The organism is Stenotrophomonas sp. Br8, from assembly GCF_014763005.1.
GTDB classification, from domain to species: Bacteria; Pseudomonadota; Gammaproteobacteria; order Xanthomonadales; family Xanthomonadaceae; genus Stenotrophomonas; species Stenotrophomonas lactitubi.
This window is the reverse complement of the sequence record NZ_JACGTN010000008.1, coordinates 65,155-89,667: the sequence shown is the minus strand read 5'-3', so window position 1 is coordinate 89,667 and position 24,513 is coordinate 65,155. Positions and strand designations below refer to the sequence as shown.

Sequence of the window (24,513 nt, the reverse complement as noted above, 5' to 3'; positions counted from 1 at the left end):
GGCCGCCCTCATCTGGTTGTAAAATCAACGGTTTTTGGCCCCCACCCCCTTGATGGCGAACGCAGCGCAGCCGGTCCTGGGTGGACCGGACTTCCTCCGTCTGCTCGCCCGTCTCAGCGACGGCGCGATGCCGGCCTCCAGTCCCGCCCTGACCGATCGCCTCGGCCAGTGGGTGGATTGGAGCCGTGCCGTGGCCCTTGCGGGGGCGCTGGATGACCGCCTGGCTGAACCGGCCGAGGCCGCCGAAGCGCTGGATGATCTGCTGGCCGACTGCGCCCAGGCCGAAGCGAGCCTGTTGGCCTCGCTGAGCGAGGATGCCGAGGCCGAGCGCCTGCTGGACCTGGCCGAGGCCGCTGCGGCACCCAACTTCGCTTCGCTGCGGCAGCGCTACCGCGTGCTGCAGCAGGCCATCCAGACCGCCACCGGCCGCCTGCGCGGCCGCCTGCGTGACCAGCTGGTGCTGGCATCACCGGAGCTGGCGCGGCTGGCCGAGGTCGATGCGGTGATGGAACAGACCTTAAGCCCGCGCGAGCACAGCCTGCTCGCCACCGCCCCAGCAGTGCTGGGTGCCCGATTCGAACGCGTGCACGGCCAGCCCGGCTGGCGCGCGTCCTTCCGCCACGACATGCGCACGCTGCTGCTCGCCGAGCTGCAACTGCGCTTCCACCCGATCCAGGGGCTGCTTGCCGCCCTGCGCTCACACTGACCGGAACACCATGTCCAGAACTGTTTTCCACGTCCTTGTCTTCCTTGCTGGCCTGCTGGCCGTGTGCTGGATCGGTGTCGGCTATGTCTCGGTTCACCCGCTGGGTGCGGCCGTGGCAGCGATCATTGCGGCCTGCTACATCGCCGGTGGCGTGGAGCTGTACCGCTACCGGCAGGCCAGCAATGGCCTGCGCGCCGCGCTGAATGACGTTTCGCTGGCCAAGGACAGCCTGGCGCCGTGGCTGGAGCGTGTGCCGCTGAGCCTGCGCAACGCCGTGCGACTGCGCGTGGAAGGCGAGCGCACCGCCCTGCCCTCGCCGGTGCTGACCCCCTATCTGGTGGGCCTGCTGGTGCTGCTGGGCATGCTCGGCACGCTGCTGGGCATGATGGACACCCTGCGCGGCACGGGCCTGGCCCTGCAGAGCGCTACCGACATGGCCGCCATCCGCGGCTCGCTGGCCTCGCCAGTGCAGGGCCTGGCGGTGGCGTTCGGCACGTCCATCGCCGGTGTCGCCAGTTCGGCCATGCTGGGCCTGTTGTCGGCGCTGCTGCGCCGCGACCGCCTGCAGGTGGTGCAGCAGCTGGACCGCGCCATCGCCACTGACCTGCATCCGTATTCGCAAGCCTGGCAGCGTGCCGAGTCGCTGCGCCTGCTGCAGTCGCAGTCCGCAGCGCTGCCTGCGCTGGTCGATCGCCTGCACGCGATGACCAGCACCTTCGAACAGCACAGCGCGGCCGCCAATGAGCGCCTGCTGGCCGGTCAGGCCGAATTCCTTACGCAGAGCCAGGCGTTGCAGGAGCGCCTGGCCACCTCGCTGCAGCAGTCGCTGCGCGAAGGTGCCGAAGCCAGTGCCGCCGCCATCGGGGGCGCGCTGCAACCGATGGCCGAAACCACGCTGGCTGGTCTGGCCAGTCACGGCCAGGCGCTGCATTCGCGCGTCGAACACGCGGTGCAGCAGCAGTTGAAGGGCCTGACAGAGGGCTTCGAGCGCAGCCGCCTGGCCACCGAGGCCAGCTGGGCCAACGTCGTGGCTGAGCAGACCGGCGCGCAGCAGACACTGGTGTCTGAACTGCGCCAGCATCTGCAGGCCTTCAGCGAAGGCCAAAGCGCACAGAGTGAAGCGCTGGTGGTGCGCATCGGCGAGCGCCTGCAGGCCGACGCCAGCGCCAACGCCGACGCCTGGCATGCCGCTGCCGAACAGCAGCATGCGTTGAACAGTGAACTGGTCGAGCGTCAGCAGCAGGTACTGCAGCGTGCCAGCAGCCATCTGGACGAACGTGCGCAGACGCTGCTGCAGGCGCTGGATGAGCGCCACGCCGCCGGCCAGTCGCTGCTGCAGGACCACGAACAACAGCGCCTGCAGGACTGGCAGGCTGCACAGGCCGCCACCGCCACGGCGCACGCCGAACTGCAGGCGGGCCTGGATGCACGCGAACAGCAGCGCCAGCTGCGTTGGGACGCGGTGAGTACCGAGCTGCAGCAGGCGCATGCCGCATTGCAGGCTCAGCTGGTGGCCGCTGACGAACAGCGCCTGCAGCGCTGGAGCGAGGCGTTGCAGAGCGTTTCGACCGAGCTGGCCGAGCGCCTGCAGGCCAATGGCGAACGCTTGTCCGCGCAGCAGCAGCAGGTGTGCGACACGCTGGCGCAGACCGCGCAGCAGATCGGCGAGAACGGCCGCGCACAGGCCAGCGCCACGCTGGCCGAAGTATCCACCCTGCTGCAGACCGCGGCCGAGGCGCCGAAGGCCGCGGCCGAGGTCATCAACGAACTGCGCAGCACCCTGTCCGAAAGCCTGGTGCGCGACAACGCGATGCTGGAGGAGCGTGGCCACCTGCTGGCCACCGTGCAGACCCTGCTGGAGGCGATCAACCACGCCTCGCACGAACAGCACACGGCGGTGGACGCGCTGGTCGGCGGTTCGGCTGAGCTGCTGGAACGCGTCGGCAACCGCTTCACCGACCACATCGCCGCCGAGACCGGCAAGCTCGATGGCATCGCCACCCTGCTCAACGGCAGTGCCGGTGAGGTAGGTCAGCTGGCCGCCACCTTCGGTTCTGCGGTCGAGCAGTTCGGCAGCGCTTCGGCGGAGCTGTCGGGACGCCTGGAGCAGATCGGCGGTGCGTTGGATGCCTCGCTGGCGCGCAGCGATGAGCAGCTGGCGTATTACGTGGCACAGGCGCGCGAGGTGGTCGACCTCAGCCTGCTGTCGCAGAAACAGGTGATGGAAGAACTGCAGCAGCTGGCCGCGCGCCGCGGCAAGGCCGGCAGCGCATGAGCGACGAGCTGGAGGTCGACGGCGGCTCGCACGCCCCGATCTGGGCGGCATTCGGCGATCTGATGTCGGTGCTGCTGGGGGCGTTCGTGCTGATCCTGGTCGGCGTGGTTGCGGTGCAGCTGGAGCTGTCACAGCGACTGGACCAGGAGGTCAAGCAGCGCCAGGCCGAGGCCAAGCGCCTGCAGACGCTGGAACAGGCGTTGGCCGGCCCGCTCGCCGCCGGAAGGGTGACGCTGGTGGATGGCCGCATCGGTATCAGCGGCAACGTGTTGTTCGCGCTGAACTCCGACCAGCTGCAGCCGGAAGGCCAGGAGCTGCTGCGCAGCCTTGCTGCGCCGCTGGCGGCGTACCTGGGTTCGCGCGAAGAAATCCTGATGGTCAGCGGCTTCACCGATGACGCGCCGGTGCGCGAAGGCAACCGCCGCTTCGCCGACAACTGGGAGCTGTCCGCACAGCGCTCGCTGACGGTGACCCGGACCCTGATCGCCGACGGCGTACCGGCCGATGCGGTGTTCGCAGCTGCGTTCGGCAGCGAGCAGCCGGTCAGCTCCAATGCCAACGAGGAGGGCCGCGCGCGCAACCGCCGCGTGGAGATCGCGCCGATTCCCAAGCCCAAGGCTGCTGCGCCGGGTGAAAAGAGCGGCGATGGCAGCTGAGTCCTCGCCATTGGATGGATTGCGTGCGCTGGTGCGCGATCTGGATGCCGGCTCGCGTGCACTTGCGCACTATCCGCAGGTGCCGATGCTGGACGACGTGCGCCGCGAGTGGTCCGAACTGCGCAGCGAACTGCAGGTGCGCCGCTCGCTGCGCACCGAGGCCCCGGCCGACGGCGGCCCACTGAACTCGGCAGTGCTGGTGCAGCGCATGCTGGACACGATGCAGGCGACCAGCCCCGGGTATCTGCGCCACTTCATCGACTACGTCGATACGCTGTCGTGGCTGCAGGCCTTGCAGGATGGTGCAGCCAGCAGCGGTGACGCAGCAAAGCCCAAGCGCACGCGCAAGCCACGCAAGGCGGATTGAGCGCGCGTTGACGCCGATCTCGAACCGCGCTTCTGGACACGACATTCCTGATCCGCGCTCCTGGTAGATGCCAACCTTGGTTGGCGCTCCACAAACCGGGTAGCGCAGCGTCCATTCGACGCTGCGCAGGCCAACCAAGGTTGGCTTCTACCACAGCAGTGCGCCGGTCGTTCCAACGTTCAAAGCAGTGCCGCCACCCGGCCCAGTCGCAAGCACAGATGACCGTGTCACCAGACAGTCATCTGTCTAGCGCACCATTTTCACGTTGATCGAACGGCGCCTCCGGCGTCTGTGATCGCATCGCGTGTTTCCCCTTTCATCTGCCTGAGCTCCGTTTCCATGCGGCGGCTCGCGCCTGCCTGAGTGCCTGCTCCATGACCAAGACCCTGTTGGCTGCTGCGTTGTCCCTTGCCCTTGCGCCGACCGCATGGGCGCAGCAGGCGCCATCGGCCACCGACCTCGATGCCGTTTCAGTCATCGGCAGTGGCGAGGCGCGCCAGGTGCAGCGCATCACCCGCGAGAACCTGGACATCCTGCCGCCCGGCACCAGCCTGCAGAAAACGCTGAACCTGCTGCCCGGCGTCAACGCGCAGTCGGCCGATGCGCTGGGTACCAACGAACAGTCGATGACCCTCAGCCTGCGCGGCTTCAACGCCACCCGCCTGGGCTACACACTGGACGGCGTGCCGCTGGGCGATGGCGCGTACAACAACTACAACGGCCTGACCATCAACCGTGCGCTGATCAGCGAGAACATGGCAGGCGCCGAACTCGCGGTGGGCATCGGCAGCCTCGGCACGCCGTCCACCAGCAACCTCGGCGGCACCATTTCCTATACCTCCGACCGACCGGCGCAGGAACTGGGCGGCCGCGTGGTGCAGACCTTCGGCAGCGATGCCAACCGCCGCACCTTCGTGCGCGTGGACAGCGGCGAATACAACGGATTCTCCGGCTACGTGTCGGGCATGAACGCGGTCTCGGACCTCTGGAACGACCAGACCGCCTACAACAAGTCCACCACCAAACAGTTCAACGCCAAGGGCGTGTGGAACTTCGGCAGCGGCCAGATCACCGGCTTCGTCGACACCTCGCGCACCAGCCAGGCCGACTACTTCTACCTTTCGAAGGACGAGATGTCCCGCGGCCTGGGCTGGGACTGGGGCGGCTACGCACCGGACTGGAACAAGGCCGTGGCCAAGGCCTACTGCAACACCGCCAGCCTCAACGCGAAGAAGTGCGACAACAGCGGTCCTGACAAGGACGCCGACGGCGCCTTCACCGCCGGGCAGATCCTGCGCGATGACAACCTGTACTACCTGACCGGCGACTTCTTCCTCGCCGACGGCTTCACCCTGCGGGCGCTGGCCTACCACCACGACGATCGCGGCGAAGGCCACAACTGGAACAGCGGCGCCTGGTCGAACAAGGGCACTGCGCAGGAAATCCCGATCATCTTCCGCAACACCATCTACACCATCGATCGCGATGGCGGCACGCTGTCGTTCGATTGGGAACTGGGTGCGCACCGCATCGAAGGTGGCGTCTGGTACGAACGCAACACCAGCAGCGCCGAACGCTACCAGACTGCGGTGGACGGACCACGTGACCTCAGCGGCATGAACACCCTGCCCTCGGATGTGGGTGTGTTCGCCCAGCGCACGCGTTGGAAAACCCACCAGTTCTTCCTGAAGGACACCTGGCGCCTGCTTGACGACCGTTTGACCCTGGAATTCGGCGCCAAGAGTCCGCATGCCACCTCCGACGCGCAGGCACTGCCCGGCGATGCGAAGACACCGATCTCGCCAAGCTCGAACAACCAGTTCGCCACCGGTTCGCTGAAGGCCAGCAAGAACTTCCTGCCCAGCGTTGGCGCCAACTTCCGCCTCAGCGAGCATCACGAAGTGTTCGCCAGCTACGCCGAGAACATCGCCATGTTCCAGGGCGGCTTCAAGCTGGGCCCGCAAGCGGTCAGCCAGGCCACCTGGAACGCGCAGGGCAACCTGAAACCGGAAGAATCGCGCTCTCTGGAAGCGGGCTACCGCTTCGTCACCGACACGCTGCAGGCATCGGTCGCTGCCTACAGCGTGCGCTTCGACAACCGCCTGCTGCAGTACAACCCCTGCGACTCGCGGCAGCCGGTCGGACCGACCTGCGGCAACCGCTTCTACAACGTCGGCGGCGTCGACAGCCGCGGTGCCGAACTGACCGTGCTGTGGACACCGAACGAGCACTTCAGCTGGTACACCTCGGCATCGCTGAACCGCTCGACGTATGCCTCCAACTACGTCCAGGCTGGCGTCGAGCAGCAGATCAAGGGCAAGATCCAGACCGACACGCCCAAGCAGCTGCTGGCCACCGAGATCACCTGGCGCGACAACGGCTGGTTCGCCAGCCTGCGCGGCAAGTACACCGGCGAACGCTTCTACACCTATACCAATGACCAGGGCTTCGGCGGCTTCACCGTGTTCGACCTGGCCGGTGGCTACGATTTCGGCCAGGTCGGCTTCGCCAAGGGCATGCGCCTGTCGCTGAATGTCACCAACCTGGGCGACAAGCGCTACGCCAGCAACCTGGATTCGAGCGTGTTCGCACCCAGCGACCCGTCGGGCAAACTGTATGTGTTCCATGCGTCGGCACCGCGCCAGGTGTTCGGTACCATCGACGTCCGCTTCTGATCGCCGGCCGAGGAGTCCATCGATGTCCGCTACTGCCCTGCTGCTGGCCGCGCTCTCGGTCAGCGGCTACAACGCACCGCATGAAGCCCGCGGCATGCCACCACGCGCGGTGGACGTAGGCAGCTTCACCTACGTGGATAAGGGATTGGTCGCCGCCGGGCGATTGCCGGCAGGCACCGTGGACTTCCTCGGCGATACGCTGGGCTCGTTCTCGTCGTTGGCGATACAGCCGGGCACGTGGCGGCGCACCGCGCGTGGCTACCAGGGGGTGCTGTGGACGCTGCCCGACCGCGGCCGCAACGATCCGGAGGCCGGCCTGTTCTACGACTACGCCGGCCGCCTGGAACGCATGAAGCTGCGCATCGACTGGCCGCAGGGAACGTCCAAGGGCTTCGGCGTGGTGGCGATGACGCCCGACAAGGGCCTGGTGCTGAAGGACTACAACGGCCAGCCCTTCACCGGTGCCGACCCCGGTGATAACACGATCAACCAGCGTGGCGTGGTGCTGCCCTCGCCCGCCGTGGGCGCGGGGGCCGGCAAGGTCGCGCTCGATGCGGAATCCCTGCAGTTCACTGCCGACGGCCACTTCTACATCGGCGACGAGTACACCGCCAACGTCTACTACTTCGATGCACAGGGCCAGCTGCAGGGCGTGATCGTGCCGCCGCTGGCGATCCAGCCACAACGTGATGGCAAGCCTGCCGTTGGATCGTTGACTCCGCCGCAGACCGGGCGCCGCAACAACCAGGGCGTGGAAGGCATGAGCCTGTCGCCCGACGGCACGCGGCTGTTTGTTGCCCTGCAGAGTGCGCTGATCCAGGACAGCGCGGTGGGCAATGCCGCCGGCCGCATCAATACCCGCGTGCTGGTCTACGACGTGTCGGACAACCCGACGCCGACGCAGCCGGTCGGCCATCACGTGATGGTCCTGCCCGCCTATGCCCATGACGGCAAGGGCAAGCTCGACCGTACCGCTGCACAGAGCGAGCTGCGTGCGCTGGACAACGCGCGATTCCTGATGCTGGCGCGCGATGGCAATGGCCTGGGCAAGGATGGCGATGACCCGATCGTCTATAAATCGGTGCTGCTGGTGAACGTGGCGCAGGCTTCCAATCTGGTGGATACGGAATATGAGACCGGCACGGCATCGGTGCTGGCCGATCCGGCTGATGCGATCTTGAAGACCGGCATCGTGCCCGCCAACGTCAAAGAGGTGCTGAACCTGCTCGACCGGCCACAACTGGCCCGGGCCGGGCTGGACCTGGATACAGGGCGCGGCCCGCACCAAGGACTGCTGTCGGAGAAATGGGAAGCGATGGACGTGTTGCCGGCGCTTGATCCAGAGCACCCGAACGACGTACTGCTGCTGATCGGCAACGACAACGACTTCATCGCCCGTACCTGCCGCATGCAGGGCGAGCACTGCGACAGTGCGTACGACAACGACAACCGGGTACTGGTGTATCGGCTCACCCTGCCGCAGCCACTACCCGTCACGCCACGATAGATTCTGTAGAGCCGAGCCCATGCTCGGCTGCGTTGCACGGAATGTTCCCGCATTGCGTAATAAGCCGAGCATGGGCTCGGCTCTACAGATGCTCACCCACGCAGGGTGGCCCCCCCATCCACGTACAGGTCGCTCATCGCCACGTGCCCAGCCTGCTCGGACAGCAGGAACATCACCGCCTGTGCGATGTCCTCCGGCGTGGCCAGCTTGCGCAACGGGATGCCAGCCTTGTAGGTCGCCGGATTGCCTGCAATCACCTGCGCCGCGCCCTGCTCGTCTTCCCACATGCCGGTCTGCATCGGGGTCAACGTGGAGCCCGGCGCCACGATGTTGCAGCGGATGCCCAGTGGCGCCAGCTCCAGGCCCAGGCAGCGGGTGAACATCGTCGCCGCCGCCTTCGAGGCCGCATAGGCGGCCATGCCATGCCGTGGCACGCCCGCCGCGTTGGAGCTGACGGTCACGATGGCGCCTTGCCGGCGCGGCGACATCACCCGCGCCAATGCGCGACCGACATGGAACACACCGTCGGCATTGACAGCGAATACCCTGCGCCAATCCGCGTCACTGGTGTCCACGACCTCGCCGACATGCAACACGCCGGCCACGCTGGCCGCCAGCATGATCGGCCCCACCGTGGCTTCCACCTGGTCGACCAGGGCGTCCACGGCCGCGCCGTCGGTGACATCCAGTGCGAAGGCCTGCACGCGCCCATCGTCGGTCGCCGGCGCAGGCCGCTCACGATCGGTCGCCACCACCCTGCATCCTGCGTCCAGCAGCTGCGCCACCAGCGCCGCGCCGATACCGCCGGCTGCGCCGGTGACCAGCGCCACGTTTCCTTCAAAACCAGTCAACTGCACGTTGCATTCTCCTGTTGCCTGTCCCACTGCTGCAGACGTGCCGACAACCACGGGGCCAGCAGTGCCACAGCATCGCGGCCGGTCAGTTCGGCGTGCAGGAACGGCAGCTCGATGGCATCCACCTGCAGCGCATGGGCCTTCCACAGTGCGGACTGCAACTGCGGCCGTGCCTGATGATCGCGTCCGGCGCGCACATGCGCCAGCGTTCCCACGAAGGGTCGGTGCTGGTGTTCGCGGATCAGTCGATTGGTTCCGGTCACCGCCCGCACCACACTGTCGAGCACCACCTCGGGCAGGCTGCCCAGCGCGCTGCCGCCGCGCCGCAGGAAGGCGAGGATGCGCGCGCGGTCGTCCAGCTCGGGATGCGCGTCAGGATCGTGCCCGGCGATGGCCAACAGCGCCCGCAGCGCCGCGATCGGGTCGGGCTCCGGTTCGGCACGCCAGCATTCGCTGGGATAGGCATCGAGCAGCACCAGTTCGCCGACCTCGCGGCCGATGTCGTGCAGACGCACCGCCATCGCCTGCGCAAGGATGCCGCCGACCGACCAGCCGAGCAGATGGATCGGCCCCTGCGGCTGCAGCGTGATCACCCGCTGCACATAGTCGTTGGCCATGGCCTCGATGCTGCCTGGCAGCGGTTGCGTGGGATCGAGTGCAGGTGATTGCAGCCCGTAAACCGCGCGCGTTGGCTGCAACGCCCGCGCAAGCGCGCGGTAGTTCCATGCAATGCCGCCGGCCGGGTGCAGCACGAACAAGGGCGCCACGGTTGGCTCGTCGGACGCAGACAGCGCAATCACCGGGCCCAACGCGTGATCGGCACGTGCGGGCGGCTCGGCGATGCGTGCTGCCAGCGCGGCGACGGTTGGCTGCGCGAACAGCGCGCCGAGGCCCAGCTCGCAACGCCAGCGCTGCTCGATGGCCAGCAGCAGGTGCACGGCCGAAAGCGAGTCGCCACCGAGACTGAAGAAATCCACATCGACGGCCACGGGCGATTCACGCCCCAGCGCCTGCGCGAACAACCCGGCCAGTTCCTGCTCCAGCGGCGTGCGCGGTGCCTGCCCTGCGACTTCCTGCTGCGGCGGCTTCGGCAGCGCAGCGCGATCCAACTTGCCATTGGCAGTCACCGGCCACTGATGCACGCCTACGAACGCAGACGGCACCATGTAGTCGGGCACCCGCGTCAGCAGATGACTGCGCAGCACCGCTGCATCCGCCTGAGTCGACGGCACATAGGCGACCAGCCGCGCCTCGCCGGGAAGATCATCGCGCAACAGCACTTCCACCCGGTCCATGCCAGGCAGCTCGCGCAACGCCGCTTCGATCTCGCCGAGTTCGATGCGCAGGCCGCGCAGTTTCACCTGGTGGTCGCTGCGCCCCAGGTATTCGACAGCACCGTCGGCCCGCCAGCGCGCCACGTCGCCAGTACGATAGATGCGTTCACCCGGCAGGAACGGATCGGCCAGGAAGCGCTCGGCCGTCAGGTTGTCGCGGCCGAGATAGCCGCGCGCCAACTGCACACCACCAAGGTAGAGGTCACCTGCCACGCCCACCGGCACGGGCTGCATCCGTGCGTCCAGCACATACAGGCGGGTGTTCCAGACCGGGAAACCGATCGGCACCGGGCGCGAGCAATCATCGGCCGACGCCGGCCACCAGCTCACATCCACAGCAGCTTCGGTCGGCCCGTACAGGTTATGTAGTTCGGATTGCATCCTCGCGTGGAAGCGATCACGCAGGGCGGCATCCAGCGCCTCGCCACTGGTGAACACGCGCCGTAGCTGCAGGTCCTGTGAGGCCGGTGCAGCCAGGAACGCATCCAGCATCGACGGTACGAAATGCGCGGTGGTGATGCCATGCACGCGGATCAATCGCGCCAGCTCGGTCGGGTCGCGGTGTGCGTCCGGCCCCGCCAGCACCAGCGTCGCGCCACACAGCAGTGGCAGGAAGAATTCCCAGACCGATACGTCGAAGGTTGCCGGGGTCTTCTGCAGAATCCGGTCGTCGGCACCGATGCCGTAGTGCTCGCGCATCCATAGCAGGCGATTGACGATGGCGCGGTGCTCGATCACCACGCCCTTGGGCTCGCCGGTCGAACCGGAGGTATAGATCACATAGGCCGGATCGTCGCCCATCGGGCCCGGCCACGGTGCGGCGAAGCTCACATCGGTCCACTGCTCCGGCGGCAGCACCGGTACGTCTGCCAACCGGGATTGTGCGCTGGCCTCTGCCAGGATGCAGACAGGTTGCGCCGACGCCAGGATGCGCGCCAGTCGCTCCGCCGGATGGGCGAGGTCCAGTGGCAGATATGCGCCGCCTGCACGCAGTACCGCCAGCAGCGCCACCACCAGTTCCAGCGAACGCGGCAGCGCTACCGCGACGATGGTGCCCGGCCCCACGCCCAGCGAACGCAGCTGCGCGGCCAGGGCGAAGCTGCGCGCCTCAAGCGTGGCATGGTCCAGCGTCGTCTCACCGAACACCAGCGCCGGTGCCGACGGATCACGGTCCATGCCCTGCTGCAGCAGTTCGACCAGGGTGGTGTCAGGCAGCGGATGGGCGGTGGCATTGAATCCATGCAGGACATGCCTGGATTCTTCCGGCGTGGCCAGCGGCACCGCCGCGATGTCTTCGGCCTGCAGCGCCGCCGACACGAAATGCAGCAGCCGCCGGGCATGCGCCTTCACCTCGTCCAGATCGTACAGGGCGGGGTTCGCTTCAATCTCCAGATCCAGCAGGGTCTGTCCATCGCCACGGAAGCCCAGTGTCAAATCGTCCACCGGCCCGGTGCTCAGCACCTCCAGCGAGGCCTGAACACCCGGCAGCGCCAGCGGCTTGTAGAAGGGCTGTACGTTGATCAACGGCCCATGCAGGCGGTGCTGTGCGCCGACCAGCCCAAGGTCACGACGCAACTGCTCGCCACGGTAGCGGCCATGCTTGCGGCCCTGGCTGAGCTGGCGCCCGATGCGCCGGCAGAATTCCTCGACGCTGTCCTCGCCGTCCGCCACCCGCAGCGGCAGTACGTTCATCACCATCGCCGGCACCCGCGCCGCAACGCTGCCCAGCCGCGCCATGTAGGGCACGCCGAGCACGACTTCCCCGGACGCGCTCATGCGGCGCACATACTCGGCGGCCAATGCAGCGAGCACATCCGGCCACGGCTGCAGCCACGATGCCGAAACCTGCAGCAGGCGCTCGCGGAAAGCAGGGTCCACCGGCTGCACCCAACGCACGGCATCGTCGCTGGCAGCGGCAGTTCCGGCCAGGCCGGTGGAGGCCGGCGCGCCCTGCAGTGCCTGCAGCCACCACTGCCTGTCGGCGTCGCGGCGCGCATCGCGGCGGTAGCTGGCATCGTCGGCCAGCACGCCCGCCAGCGCTGGCAACGCGCTACCGGTGCGGCCCGCATACAGTGCGCAGACACGGTCAGTAAACAGCGCCATGCCATAGCCATCGGTGGCCAGGTGATGCACGCGCAGGTACCAGGCCCAGCGCTGGCCGCCCAGGTTGAACAGCACCTGCTGGCTCAGTCGGTCGCGGGTCGGATCAACTACGCTGGAGCGATCGGCCTGCATCGCGGCGCATGCCGTCTGCTGCGGATCGGCCGCAGCAGCAACATCGCGCAGCTGCAGTGATGGCACCCGCGTGGATTCGTGCCATTGCACCGGCTGGCCGTCCTCGGCCTCGGCGAAACGCAAGGCCAGCGCCTCGGCCTCGGCGGCGGCCTGATTGGCGGCGGCAGTGAACGCCGCCACATCCAGCGAACCCTCGATCCACACCGCATGCGCGGTATTGAATGCAGGGTTTTCCGGTGCCAACCGCTGGGCGAACCACAGCCCGGCCTGCGCCTCGGTCAGCGGCAGCGGCAGCGGCAGTCCATTCATGCTGTCTGCGCGGCCTGCAGCTGCTGCACCACTGCCCACCACTGGCGAAGCGTGGTGTGTTCGGCCAGCTGAGAAAATTCCAGTGGCAGCCCGGTGTTGCCCCAGGCCAGCACCAGCCCCAGCATGCGCATCGAATCCAGATCCAGATCGATCAGGTTGTCATCGTCACCGATGTCGGCCGCCTGGCAGTCCAGTACGCGGGCGACGTCGGCGCGCATGCGCTCCAGGGTCAAGGTTTCGGTCGTCGCGTTCATCACAATGCTTCCAGCAGCTGGTCGGTGGTCATCGGTACGCCGCAGGTGCGGGCGATCCAGTGCAGCGCCTGATCATGGTCGGCACGCGAGAAATCAGCCACGGCATCGGCAGCGATGAAGGTCTCTATGTCGCGCTGGAACGCCTCCACCGCCGTGGCGGTGCATCCGATGTGCGCGTACACGCCGGTGATCAGCAGCTGGTCGCGGCCACGCACGCGCATCAGGGTCTCCAGATTGCTGCGCTGGAATGCGCTGTAGCGGTGCTTGACCAGCACATGCTCGCCCGTCGCAGGTGCCAACGCGTCGATGATCGGCTCGTGGTCGGCACGACGGCCCATGCCCGGGCCCCACAGATCTGCCTGCAGGCCGCGGTCACGGCGGTCCTGGTCGCCGTGCTGGGCGGTGTAGAACACCGGAATGCCGTGTGTACGGCAATGCCCCAGCAGCCGCGCGATGTTGTCCACTGCCGGCCGCAGCGGCGCATTGCCCGCATCGAAGGCGGCAAGGAAATAGCGCTGCATGTCGTGCACCAGCAAGGCAACACGATCACGCTGGGGGCGCCAGGTGCCACGCGCCTGCGGCAGTTCCGCGGCGGTCGGCAGGGAATACGGGGCAATACGGGGCAGCGCCATCAGCGCGTTCCTCCTGTCTGTTGCAGATGACGCGCACGCAGCTGCGCGCGCAGTTCGCGGCGGCTGATCTTGCCAACCGCCGTGGTATCGAAGCTGTCCACGAAGACAATCTGATCGGGCACCTTGAACGCGGCCAGGCCACGTCCGCGCATCCACGCCTTCAGCGCTGGCGCCTTGATCGCCTCGCCCTGCTGGATCACGAAGGCACAGCTGCGCTCGCCCAGATAGTCGTCGGGAATGGAGACCACGGCAGCATCGAACACGCTGCCATGGGCCAGCAGATGGTCTTCGATCTCCTCGGCGGAGATCTTCTCGCCCGCCCGGTTGATGTGGTCGCCGGCACGGCCCTGCACCACCAGGTAGCCCCCGGGCAGCTGCTGCACGCGGTCGCCGGTGCGATAGAAGCCATCGTCGGTGAACGAGCGCGCGTTCGCCGCCGCGTCATTGTGGTAACCGCGGATGGTATACGGGCCCCGCGTGAGCAGATGGCCAACCTCGCCTTCGGCAACAGGCTGGTCATGGTCATCGACCACACGCACTTCATCATCGGCGCTGATCGGCCGCCCCTGGCAGGCAACGATCAGTTCCTGCGGATCATCCAGCCGGGTGTAGTTGACCAGGCCTTCGGCCATGCCGAACACCTGCTGCAATGTGCATCCAAGGCCATCAATGACCCGCCGTGCGGCCTCCGGCACCAGCTTGGCTCCACCAACCTGCAGGACCTGCAGGCTGGACAGATCGTGCTTGCTGGTCGCCGCCGCCTGCGCCCACAGCAGCGCCAGCGGCGGTACCAGACCACAGCAGGTCACCTTCTCGCGCGCGATCAACGGGAATGCCGTGTCCGGGCCAGGGCCCGGGCTGAGCACCACGCGGGCGCCGGCGTACAGCGCACCGAAGAAGCCGGGCGAACTCATCGGGAAGTTGTGTGCCGCCGGCAGCGCGACCAGGTACACGCTGTCGCGGTCGATACCGCAGATTTCGTTGCTGGCACGGAACGAGTAGATGTAATCGTCGTGCGTGCGCGGAATGAGCTTTGAAAGCCCGGTGCTGCCACCAGAGATCTGCAGGAACGCCACCGACTGCGGGTCAGGATCGGCCGGCAGCTGGCTGCGGTCGCCCTGCAGCGAGTCCAGCGCGACGAACTCGGCCGCATCGCCATCGATCAGCACGTGGCGTACCGCCGGCACGTCCGCCTGCAGCGCGCGCGCCAGGCCCCGATGATCGAAGCCCTCATGTACATCGGTGGTGATGTAGGCACTGGCCTCGGCCTTGCGGGCGAAGTGGGCCAGCTCGGTGATGCGGTGTGCCGGCAGCGCGTACACCGGCACCAGCCCGGCGCGGAACAGCCCGCAGATGGTGCTGATGAAACTGGCGGTGTTGCCCAGCTGCACCAGCACGCGCTCACCGGGTTGCAGGCCCAGCGTCAGCAGGCCGGCGCCAATGCGCCCGGCCTCATGCCAGAGCTGCGCATAGCTCAAGCGCACATCGCCAGCCACCACCGCGATGTCATCGGCATGGCGCTCGGCGCGTTCGCGCAGGAAACCCGGGAAGGTTTCGCCACGCCAATGACCTGCAGCCCGATAGCGCGCGACCAGGGCTTCGGGCCATTGCTGCTGCAGCGGCAGGCGGGAGTCAACGGCGGACGGCGTCATGCGGATACCTCGATCAAGGGCAGCGGGTCCTGCACGCCCAGTGCGTTCAACAGCGCAGCGAACTTGGCGGCGGTCTCGGCGACCTCGGCGGCGGGCTGCGAGTCGGCGACGATGCCGGCGCCGGCATACAGGCGCAGCTGGGTGCCCTGCAGGCGCGCGCAGCGGATCGCCACATACCAGTCGCCGTCGCCTTGTGCATCCAGCCAGCCCACGGCACCGGCATAGAAGCCGCGCGGTACCGGTTCCAGCGCACGGATGCGCTGCAGTGCTTCCAGCCGCGGGGTGCCGCAGACGGCCGGGGTGGGATGCAGCTCGGCCAGCAGGGTCGCCGCCGAGGTGGCAGCGTCCTTCAGCGTGGCGTGGATGCGTGTTCCCAGATGCCACATGCTGGCGGTAGCGTGCAGCACCGGGCGCGGCTGCGCCTCGATGTGGCTGCACCAGGGCGACAGGCCATCGACGATGGCTTCCACCACATGGCGGTGTTCGTCGTGATCCTTTGCCGATGCCAGCAACGCCTGCGCGGCGCGCTCGTCGGCGACCGGATCGGCACTGCGCCGCGCCGAACCGGCAAGCGGATGCGACAGTACCTGCGCACCGCGCTTGCGCAGCAGCAGCTCCGGCGTCGCCCCCACCAGCCACGCCGGCGCCTGGCCGACGTCCACCGGCAGCGGCACGGCGTAGGTCGCCACCGAAGGATCGGTGCCCAGGCGGGCCAGCAGCGTTTCCGGCGACAGCGCCTGCTGCGTGTGCGCCAACAGGCTGCGCGCCAGTACCACCTTGTGCAGCGCCGGGTTGGGTGCGCGCATCACGCTGACCGCGTCCGCCACCGCCGCTGCATAGTCCTGCGCGGACGGCTCAGCGGTTAGCCTTCCGGCCAACGCCGGCGCTGCCTGCGACTGCACGGGCGGTGCCGGCAGCAGGCGCTCGGGCTGGTACAACGCATCATCGGCACGCGGCTCGAACGGCACCGCGCCGACCAGCAGGCCCGGGCCACCGCGCTGCTGCGCGAAGAACGTCGCCACGCGCTCGGCCAACGTCGCCAGCGCGCCCGCCGGCAAGGGTGCGCGGCAGCCCCGCGCGTGCATCTGCTGATCGGCCTGCCGCAGCAGGAACAGCGATGCTTCAGCGGTGGGCTCCGGCAGCATCGACGCAGCCTCCGGCCACGCGCCCTGCATCAGGGAATCGTTCATGTCGTCTCCTTCATCCGATACGCTGCGGCCAGCACGCACAGCACCAGCAGCAACACGCCGACCAGCAGATAAGGCAGGCTGGCCCCGCCGCGATACAACAGGGTGCCGAGCATCGGCCCGGCCACCATGCCCAGCCCCTGTGCCGCCGCGACCGTGCCGGCCGCCGCACCCTGTTCGTGCGCCTGCACCGCATCGGCGGCCAACGCCTGGAACGAGGGAAACACGAAGCCCATGCCGAACGCCGCAAGCGCGTACGCTGCTGGCAACTGCCAGGTCTGCTGCACCGCGGCCACCGAGGCGAAGCCGATGCCGGCGATCAGTGCGCCGAGGATGATCCAGCGCCGGGGATGCACGTCCAGCTTCATCACCAGCCCCTGCGCAAGAATCAGGCCCACGCCCACTGCAGTCAGGGCGATGCCGGCCATGCGTGCGCCTTCGGCTGCATCCAGGCCGAAGCGATCGATGGCGAAGAAGCCCACCGTGACCTGCGCGATGGTGACCGACACCATCGCCACGAAGGCGGCCATCTGCGGCAGACGCAGACGCGGGTCGAGGCGCGACAGTGGTATGCGCTTGCGGTTCTGTGCGGCAGCCACCGGGGGCGTGGCAGGCAAGCGCCACGCCAGCAGGCCCAGCGCGAGCAGCGGCAACAGCGCCGCCACATACAGCGCCAACGGCAGGTTCTTGTAGGCAAGCCATCCGGCAGCAGCCGGGCCCAGCACCATGCCCAGCGCATTGGCGCTGCCCAGCCGGGCCAGGAACTTTGTGCGTTGGCCCGGTGGGGCCTGGTCTGCGATCAGCGCAGCGGCGGTTGGCGGCACGGCCGCATAGAACAGGCCCACCAGCCCGCGCGCACCTACCAGTACCAGTACCGAGACCAGCACCGGCGGTATCGTCTGCAGCGCGACATCGATGAACACCGCCAACGCGATGTAGACCAGCGTGTAGGCGCTCATGGCCAGCACCAGCACGCGCTTGCGGCCGATGCGATCGCTGAGCTGGCCCCAGGGGCGAGCGGCCAGCATCCACAACACACCCGCGGCCGTGACCGATAGACCGGCATGCCATTCAGACAGGCCCAGCAGGCGGACCACCGGGCCGATGACGGCGACGAAGGACATCATCGCCATGGTGCCGATCAGGGCAGCCAACACCAGCGCCGGCAAGCCGGGAACCACGGGACGTGCATGCATGGAACACCAACCGTAACCAAGGAGGGAACGCCGGGCGCTTCCGCACCCTGCGCGACGTCGCCCTGTCAGGCGGCGACGCCATCCTTAAATGATAACGGCTCGCATTTGCATTTGATACCCATTCGCTTAACGGGCATGCACCCGCGGGTGCATCACTGCGCTGCGCGTACCGACAGCAGGCCGCGACGCTTGAACCACCACTCCAGCGGCAGGGTCACCAGCGGCGGAATCGCGGCCAGCAAGGCCAGCCCCGTTGCCCACCATGGCCAGCGCAGGCGCAGCGCCGCGAACAGGGTCACCGCCACGTACACCATGAACGCCACGCCATGCAGCGGCCCGAACAGCTTCACCAGCGCGACGTTGGCCTGCGGGCCGTACTTGAGCCACATGCCGGCCAGCAGACCGGCCCAGGTGATGGCCTCGATGAAGGCGACGATCGCGAACAGGCGTCCGGTCGGATGCAGCGGGTTGCGGTGGGTCACGCAAGGCTCCAACAGTGGATATCAAATGCGAATGATACGCAGATGCGAACGATCCGAAAACCGAGGGTAGTGCCGGGCCATGCCCGGCGAACGGTAGAGCTGTGTCCACCAAGGTGGACACCTACCGAAGCGTATCCGGCAGGATCTGCTCGCCGATCTCACGCAGCACGTCGTCCATCGGCCGGCCGTTGTCGACCAGGTTGAACATCACATGGGCCACACCCTGCGCGTGCACCCGCAACAGGTAGTCGCGCAGGCCATCGCGGCCCACCTTCAGGCCCAGCGGCAGCGGTTCTGCCGGCGCAGCCGGGTCGGCCTGCAGGTCCAGCAGCATCGACTGCACGAACGGTTTGGGCGTGCCGCCGCGTTGCGCCAGGGCCTGCTGCCAAAGACCGATACGCCCTTCCTGCGCGGTTTCTTCGCGGTGATAGGTCGCCCAGCCTTCGGCTTCGCGCGCGATCCACTGCAGGCTCTGCCGTGCAGTGCCGACCACCAGCATCGGAATGCGCCTGGCCGGCGCGGGAAGTACGTCGTATCCACCGGTTGCCTGCAACACCGGCGCACGCTCGGACGGTTCGGGCGACAGCGCTGCACGCAGCAGCGACCAGCGTTCACGGAAGGTCGCTGCCCTGCTTTCCAGATCCTCGCCGAATGCCGCGAACTCCTCAGGCCGATCACCCGAGCCCAGGCCCAGCACGAAGCGCCCACCACTGATCCGGTCCAGGCTCAACGCCGACTTCGCCACCTGTAACGGTTGCCGCAACGGCAGCACGATGGCCGCAGTGCCGATCACGATGCGTTCGGTCGCCGCGGCCAGCATGCCCAGCCACAGAAATGGATCATCCAGCGCGCTGGCAGTCGCATCCGGCCCCTGCGGCACCATCAACGGCACATCGCGGGTCCACAGCGCGGCGAAACCCAGATCATCGGCCAGCCGCGCGATGCGTCGTGCCTCATGCGGATCGGCCAGGCCGTGTGCGGCCACTGGCGTCATCAGGCCAAGGCTGAGGCCCTGCGTGGGAAACAAGCGGGCATGGGCAGGATTGAAATCAGTCATGCCGCCAGCTTAGCGTGGGGCATTGATGTCGTCCCGCCACAGGAAGTACAGCGCATGACCAGGATCCGCCCCGCCCACGTCGATGACCTGCCCGCGATCAGCGCGGTGTGCATGGCGGCGTTCACTGCAGCCATTGCGCCCATGCTCACCGCCGAGGGCATCGCCACGTTCGGCACGGTGGCCGCAGCCTCCGCGTTCGCCGAGCGGCTGCAGGGCGACAACCACATCCTCGTGGCCGAACAGGAAGGCCGGGTGGTCGGCGTGGTGGAACTGAAGGCCGGCCAGCATCTGGCAATGCTGTTCGTCGCGCCGGAGCTGCAGGGGCAAGGCATTGGTCGTGCCCTGCTGCAGGCGGTGCTGCCGCAGGTGCGAGGCCCGCAGATGACCGTGCGCGCCTCGCTCAACGCGGTGCCCGCCTACGAACACTATGGATTCGTGCTGGATGGTGACGTCGGCCAGTTCAACGGCCTGATCTACCAGCCGCTGGTGCTGACGGTGCCCGCTTCGGTGGGTGCGGACCTGGGTCCGCACTGATCTCCAGCCCACATGCCGTGCTGCTCGTGCGACATAAGCAAACTGCATCAGCCAGCACCCCGACCGTTCCTACAATGGCTCATCACCCTGTCCTTCGAGATGCTGCCGATGCGCGTCGCGCTTTCCATGTTGCTGCTGGCCTCGGCCCTGAGCGCCTGCTCACCCGCTTCCGCTCCGGTGCCGACGGCGCAGGCCGCCTCCACCGCCCCGGCCTCTGCCATCGCCTGGCGCCAGGGCGATGTGGATGATGCCTTCAACGAAGCCGCCGAGAGTGGCAAGCCGGTGCTGCTGTACTGGGGCGCGATGTGGTGCCCGCCGTGCAACCAGCTCAAGGCCGGGCTGTTCAAGGATCCGGCCTTCATCGCCCTGACCGGCAAATTCGTGCCGGTGTACCTGGACGGCGACGAGGAAGGCGCGCAGGCGTGGGGCGAGCGCTTCGGCGTGCGCGGCTATCCGACCCTGATCGTGCTCGACCCGCAGCGCAACGAAATTACCCGCGTGGCCGGCGGCAACGACGCGGCCGAACTGACCCGGGCACTGACCGTCGCCGCCAGCCGCCGCAGCGCCGTCGCCGAGACTCTGGCCACCGCACTGGCGACGCCGGCCAAGCTTGGTGCCGAAGACTGGCAGGTGCTGGGCGACTACGGCTGGGAGGTCGATGCCAACCGCCTGGCCGGCAAGCGCAGCACGCAGGACGTGCTGCAGCAACTTGCCAAGACCGCACCCGAACCGGCGCTGCAGCGTCGCTTCGCGCTGCTCGCCTTGGCTACAGCCGAGAAACCGACGACAGCGCCCACCCAGGTACGTGAGCTGTTGCAGGCCGTGCTGGCGCAGCCGGCGGAAGTACGTCGCAACCGCGAGCTGCTGGGCTATGCCGGCGCCGGGCTGGTCAAGCAGGCCAGCGCCGGTCCGGCCAGCAGCAATACCCTCGGCCAGCAGCTGCTGGTCGCGCTGGAACGTGCCGATGCCGCGCGCGGTGATCGTGCTGACGATGCCTTGTCACGCGCGCTGACCGAGCTGGCGCTGGCCCGCCAGCAGCAGCCCGAAGGCGCGCTGCCGGCAGCCCTGGTTGAGCGGGTGAAGCAGCGCGTGGCCGCCGCCGATGCCGCCGCCACGGACACGCATGCGCGCCAGGCCACCATCAGCAGTGCCGTCTACGCGCTGCGTCAGGTCGATGACGATGCGGGCGCCGAGGCCTTGCTGCTGGCAGAGCTGAAGCGCAGCGAGCAGCCTTACTACTACATGCCGGAGCTGGCCGAACTGGCCGAGCAGCGCGGTGATACCGCCGGCGCCCTGGAGTGGTTGAAGCGTGCCTACGAAGGCGCGCAGGGGCCTGCCACGCGCGTGCAGTGGGGCGTGCTGTACGTGGAAGGCCTGCTGCGGCTGGCGCCCGATGATGCACCGCGCATCGAGCAGGCCACCGAGGCGTTGATCGCCGAGCTGGACAAGCAGCCGTCCGGCTACCACCAGCGCACGCGTCAGCGCTTCGAACGGCTGGCCGGACAGCTGCAGGCGTGGAGTGCGAAGCACAAGGGTGCGGAGACGCTGGCACGGTTGCAGCAGCGGATGCAGACCGCCTGTGGCGATCAGGTTGATAGCGCGTGCAAGGATTGGTTGAGCTGACGCCAGACGCAGAACTCGACGGATACCGGTAGTGCCGGCCGCTGGCCGGCACCCCCGACCATCACCAGCTGCCGGCCAGCGGCCGGCACTACCCGCCGGTGAGGGTTCCAAAAGCGGGTTCAGTAGTGCCTGCCCATGGCTGGCAGCTCGGAGTGTATGAAGTTGCCAGCCATGGGCTGGCACTACTGAAGCTTCGTTGCCGCTTGACCTCAACCAATGTTGAGGTGCGATAACAGTCTCCCCACGGCCACACCCCTGGCCTTCCCCACGGAGACTGTCTCGATGTCGTATTCGCTTCCCGCCCTCCCCTATGCCTACGACGCCCTCGAACCGCACTTCGATGCGCGCACGATGGAAATCCACCACGGCAAGCACCACCAGGCTTACATCAACAACCTCAATGCCGCGCTGGAACAGGCGGGTCTGCCCGCGCAGCCGGTGGAAACCCTGATCGCCGATCTGGATGCCCTGCCCGAATCGATCCGCGGCGCAGTGCGCAACAACGGCGGCGGCCACGCCAACCACAGCCTGTTCTGGACCGTCCTCAGTGCCAACGGCGGCACGGCCGATGACGAACTTGCCACGGCCATCGATCGCGACCTCGGAGGCTACGACGCCTTCAAAGAGACATTCAGCAAGGCCGCGCAGACCCGCTTCGGCAGTGGCTGGGCGTGGTTGACCGTCGATCGCGATGGCCGCCTGCAGGTCGAAAGCAGCGCCAACCAGGACAGCCCCCTGATGGGCGCAGCGGCGGGTGCCTCCGGCAATACCCCGATCCTTGCCCTGGATGTGTGGGAGCACGCCTACTACCTGCATTACCAGAACCGTCGCCCGGACTACATCGGCGCGTTCTTCAACCTCATCAACTGGGCCGAAGTCGGCCGGCGCTACCGCCAGGCCAGGGCCGCATGAACGCGGACTCTGGCGCATACGCCGGGCCGTGGGCAGGGGTCTTCCCCGCTCCGGCACCGGTGCCGTCGGTCAGCCTGCCGCCGCGTGCGCTGCGGCGGTTGCTCGGCCATTTCCCTACCGGTGTGGCGATCGTGTGCGCGCGTGATGCACAGGGAAAGCCGCAGGGCCTGACCATCAATTCGTTCGTGCCGATCTCGCTGCAGCCGCCACTGGTGCTGTGGAACCTGGCCCTGCATGCGCAGAGCCTGTCCACGTTCCAGCGCGCCACCCAGTTCGCGATCAGCGTGCTCGGCGCCGGACAGGAAGCCCTGGCGCGCCGTTTCGCCGACCCGCAGGTGCGCCATCGATTCACCGACGTGCCCTTGCTGGACGACGGCGAAGACGCGCCACCGCGTATCGCTGGTGCCGTCGTCCACCTCACCTGCACCCGCCACGCGCAGTGGCCGGTCGGCGATCACCTGCTGCTGGCCGGGCGCATCGTCGACGTGCGGGAAGAAGGCGGCGCACCGCTGCTGTTCCATCGCGGGCGCTTCCAGGCGGGTCCGGTGGAAACCCTGGTGGAGGTGCGCTGATGGACATCAACACGCTGGAAAACATGCTCGCCGCCGGCAAGGACAGCGCGCTGCTGCGCTTCGGCCTGGGCAAAAGCTGGCTGGACGCCGGCGATCCGGTGCGCGCAGCCACCCATCTGGGGCGCTGCGTGGTGCTGGACCCGGACTATTCGGCGGCGTGGAAGCTGCTGGGCAAAGCATGGCTGGCCGGTGGCCAGCCGCAGGCGGCGCGCGAGGCATGGCAGCGCGGGCTCAGCGTGGCCGGCAGCAAGGGCGACCAGCAGGCCCGCAAGGAGATGCAGGTGTTCCTGCGCAGGCTGGACCGCCAGTCGCCTGCGCTGTTGGCGAAGGCCGGCTGAAGACTCAGCCGGCGTTGGCCGATGCCGGTGCCGGCATGATGTCCGGCATCGGCAGGCGGCGCGGCTTGCTCGGGAACGCGTGGCGCAGGATGCGCCAGACCACCTGGGTGAACTGCCGCGGCAGCGAGCCGTTGTTGTAATGCTGGCCGTAACGACGGCAGATATCCTTCACTTCCTTGGCGATCGCCGCATAGCGGTTGGCCGGCAGATCCGGATAGAAGTGGTGCTCGATCTGGTGGCTGAGGTTGCCCGACAGCACGTTGATCACGAAACCGCCGCTGATGTTGGACGAACCGCGCAGCTGGCGCAGGTACCAGTGGCCGCGCGATTCATTGCGCAGGCATTCCTTCGGGAACGTTTCCGATTCGGCAGTGAAGTGCCCACAGAAGATGATCACGTAGGTCCAGATGTTGCGCAGGCCGTTGGCCACCATGTTGCCCAGCAACACCGGCAGGAAGAACGGACCGGCCAGCAGCGGGAAGAACACATAGTCCTTCAGCACCTGGCGGATCATCTTGCGTGCCACCGGACGGGTCTGCAGCCACATCGCGCGGCTGCTGATGCGGCCCTTGAACCAGCGGCCCAGGCGCAGATCCTGCGCAGCCACGCCCCACTGGAACAGCAGTGCGAAGATCGGCGCGATGATCGGCTGCAACAGGTAGAACGGCTTCCAGCGCTGCTCCGGGAAGATGCGCAGCAGGCCATAGCCGATGTCATCGTCCATGCCACGCACGTTGGTGTAGGTGTGGTGGCGGAAATTGTGGGTCTTGCGCCAGTTGTCGGCGGTGGCAACGATGTCCCATTCGTAGGTGTTGCCGTTGAGCTTGGGGTCGCCGGTCCAGTCGTACTGGCCGTGCATGACGTTGTGGCCCAGCTCCATGTTTTCCAGGATCTTGGCCAGCGCCAGCAGCAGGGTGCCGGCGATGCAGGCCGGCCACAGCAGCGGCGCCCAGAACAACGGCGAGAACGCGCCCAGGAACAGCAGGCTGCGGCCAAGCACGCCGGACCAGCGCACAGCCGCTGCGACGCGGCGGATGTAGCGGGTGTCGGACGCGCCGAGGCTGCCGATCACACGGTCGCGGATCGCATCGAGTTCCTCACCAAACGTCTGCATCTCGGCAGGGCTCAGGGCACGGTCGGTAGCGCGGGTCATGGC

General features: G+C 67.7%; 21 protein-coding genes. 11 read left to right on the top strand and 10 right to left on the bottom strand.

Going from position 1 to position 24,513, the window contains the following annotated elements:
- Positions 1 to 52 precede the first annotated feature (52 nt).
- From H3005_RS08510 to H3005_RS08485, 6 genes are all read left to right on the top strand, one after another.
- Complete coding sequence (locus H3005_RS08510; RefSeq protein ID WP_100552713.1) at positions 53 to 706, top strand: DUF3348 family protein; 654 nt, start codon at positions 53 to 55, stop codon at positions 704 to 706.
- Between the two features lie 10 nt (positions 707 to 716).
- Positions 717 to 2,981: a DUF802 domain-containing protein gene (locus H3005_RS08505; RefSeq protein ID WP_191077928.1), complete on the top strand. Its 2,265-nt coding sequence runs from the start codon at positions 717 to 719 to the stop codon at positions 2,979 to 2,981.
- Positions 2,978 to 3,637, top strand: coding sequence for an OmpA family protein (locus H3005_RS08500; protein WP_165377349.1), 660 nt, complete (start codon positions 2,978 to 2,980; stop codon positions 3,635 to 3,637). The genes H3005_RS08505 and H3005_RS08500 overlap by 4 nt, the downstream gene beginning before the upstream one ends.
- Positions 3,534 to 4,004, top strand: coding sequence for a DUF2894 domain-containing protein (locus H3005_RS08495; protein WP_191077927.1), 471 nt, complete (start codon positions 3,534 to 3,536; stop codon positions 4,002 to 4,004). Before H3005_RS08500 ends, H3005_RS08495 begins: the two co-directional genes overlap by 104 nt.
- A gap of 374 nt (positions 4,005 to 4,378) precedes the next feature.
- A complete protein-coding gene (locus tag H3005_RS08490) occupies positions 4,379 to 6,679 on the top strand; it encodes a TonB-dependent receptor (RefSeq protein ID WP_191077926.1) in 2,301 nt (766 codons plus the stop codon).
- 22 nt (positions 6,680 to 6,701) lie between these two features.
- Complete coding sequence (locus tag H3005_RS08485) at positions 6,702 to 8,186, top strand: esterase-like activity of phytase family protein (RefSeq protein WP_191077925.1); 1,485 nt, start codon at positions 6,702 to 6,704, stop codon at positions 8,184 to 8,186.
- Positions 8,187 to 8,278: 92 nt separating this feature from the next.
- Here the strand turns inward: H3005_RS08485 and H3005_RS08480 are convergent, their stop codons facing one another.
- From H3005_RS08480 to H3005_RS08440, 9 genes are all read right to left on the bottom strand, one after another.
- Positions 8,279 to 9,043, bottom strand: coding sequence for a 2,3-dihydro-2,3-dihydroxybenzoate dehydrogenase (locus H3005_RS08480; RefSeq protein WP_191077924.1), 765 nt, complete (start codon positions 9,041 to 9,043; stop codon positions 8,279 to 8,281).
- Positions 9,034 to 12,918 (bottom strand): non-ribosomal peptide synthetase, encoded by a 3,885-nt coding sequence (locus tag H3005_RS08475; RefSeq protein ID WP_191077923.1) that lies wholly within the window; start codon positions 12,916 to 12,918, stop codon positions 9,034 to 9,036. The genes H3005_RS08480 and H3005_RS08475 overlap by 10 nt, the downstream gene beginning before the upstream one ends.
- On the bottom strand, positions 12,915 to 13,172 hold the full coding sequence (locus H3005_RS08470; RefSeq protein ID WP_089235878.1) for a phosphopantetheine-binding protein: 258 nt from the start codon (positions 13,170 to 13,172) through the stop codon (positions 12,915 to 12,917). Before H3005_RS08470 ends, H3005_RS08475 begins: the two co-directional genes overlap by 4 nt.
- Positions 13,172 to 13,804: an isochorismatase family protein gene (locus H3005_RS08465; protein WP_191077922.1), complete on the bottom strand. Its 633-nt coding sequence runs from the start codon at positions 13,802 to 13,804 to the stop codon at positions 13,172 to 13,174. Before H3005_RS08465 ends, H3005_RS08470 begins: the two co-directional genes overlap by 1 nt.
- Positions 13,804 to 15,456 (bottom strand): AMP-binding protein, encoded by a 1,653-nt coding sequence (locus H3005_RS08460; RefSeq protein ID WP_191077921.1) that lies wholly within the window; start codon positions 15,454 to 15,456, stop codon positions 13,804 to 13,806. The genes H3005_RS08465 and H3005_RS08460 overlap by 1 nt, the downstream gene beginning before the upstream one ends.
- A complete protein-coding gene (locus H3005_RS08455) occupies positions 15,453 to 16,646 on the bottom strand; it encodes an isochorismate synthase (RefSeq protein ID WP_191077920.1) in 1,194 nt (397 codons plus the stop codon). Before H3005_RS08455 ends, H3005_RS08460 begins: the two co-directional genes overlap by 4 nt.
- Complete coding sequence (locus H3005_RS08450) at positions 16,643 to 17,839, bottom strand: MFS transporter (RefSeq protein ID WP_100552724.1); 1,197 nt, start codon at positions 17,837 to 17,839, stop codon at positions 16,643 to 16,645. Before H3005_RS08450 ends, H3005_RS08455 begins: the two co-directional genes overlap by 4 nt.
- A 152-nt stretch (positions 17,840 to 17,991) precedes the next feature.
- On the bottom strand, positions 17,992 to 18,321 hold the full coding sequence (locus tag H3005_RS08445; protein ID WP_331273752.1) for a DUF3817 domain-containing protein: 330 nt from the start codon (positions 18,319 to 18,321) through the stop codon (positions 17,992 to 17,994).
- 121 nt (positions 18,322 to 18,442) lie between these two features.
- The gene (locus H3005_RS08440) at positions 18,443 to 19,378 is read right to left on the bottom strand and encodes a TIGR03571 family LLM class oxidoreductase (RefSeq protein WP_191077919.1); all 936 of its coding nucleotides are present in this window, start codon (positions 19,376 to 19,378) and stop codon (positions 18,443 to 18,445) included.
- A 54-nt stretch (positions 19,379 to 19,432) separates the two neighbouring features.
- On the opposite strand from H3005_RS08440, the gene H3005_RS08435 reads away from it, so the two are divergent.
- The 5 genes from H3005_RS08435 to H3005_RS08415 all read left to right on the top strand — a co-directional run bounded on the left by H3005_RS08435 (position 19,433) and on the right by H3005_RS08415 (position 23,357).
- The gene (locus H3005_RS08435) at positions 19,433 to 19,912 is read left to right on the top strand and encodes a GNAT family N-acetyltransferase (RefSeq protein WP_191077918.1); all 480 of its coding nucleotides are present in this window, start codon (positions 19,433 to 19,435) and stop codon (positions 19,910 to 19,912) included.
- 99 nt (positions 19,913 to 20,011) lie between these two features.
- A complete protein-coding gene (locus tag H3005_RS08430; protein WP_191077917.1) occupies positions 20,012 to 21,535 on the top strand; it encodes a thioredoxin family protein in 1,524 nt (507 codons plus the stop codon).
- Between the two features lie 282 nt (positions 21,536 to 21,817).
- On the top strand, positions 21,818 to 22,447 hold the full coding sequence (locus H3005_RS08425; RefSeq protein ID WP_100552728.1) for a superoxide dismutase: 630 nt from the start codon (positions 21,818 to 21,820) through the stop codon (positions 22,445 to 22,447).
- The gene (locus H3005_RS08420) at positions 22,444 to 23,019 is read left to right on the top strand and encodes a flavin reductase family protein (RefSeq protein WP_100552729.1); all 576 of its coding nucleotides are present in this window, start codon (positions 22,444 to 22,446) and stop codon (positions 23,017 to 23,019) included. Before H3005_RS08425 ends, H3005_RS08420 begins: the two co-directional genes overlap by 4 nt.
- Positions 23,019 to 23,357, top strand: coding sequence for a tetratricopeptide repeat protein (locus H3005_RS08415; protein ID WP_100552730.1), 339 nt, complete (start codon positions 23,019 to 23,021; stop codon positions 23,355 to 23,357). Before H3005_RS08420 ends, H3005_RS08415 begins: the two co-directional genes overlap by 1 nt.
- Before the next feature lie 4 nt (positions 23,358 to 23,361).
- Here the strand turns inward: H3005_RS08415 and H3005_RS08410 are convergent, their stop codons facing one another.
- Positions 23,362 to 24,510, bottom strand: a complete 1,149-nt coding sequence (locus tag H3005_RS08410; protein ID WP_100552731.1) for an acyl-CoA desaturase — start codon at positions 24,508 to 24,510, stop codon at positions 23,362 to 23,364.
- Positions 24,511 to 24,513 lie beyond the last annotated feature (3 nt).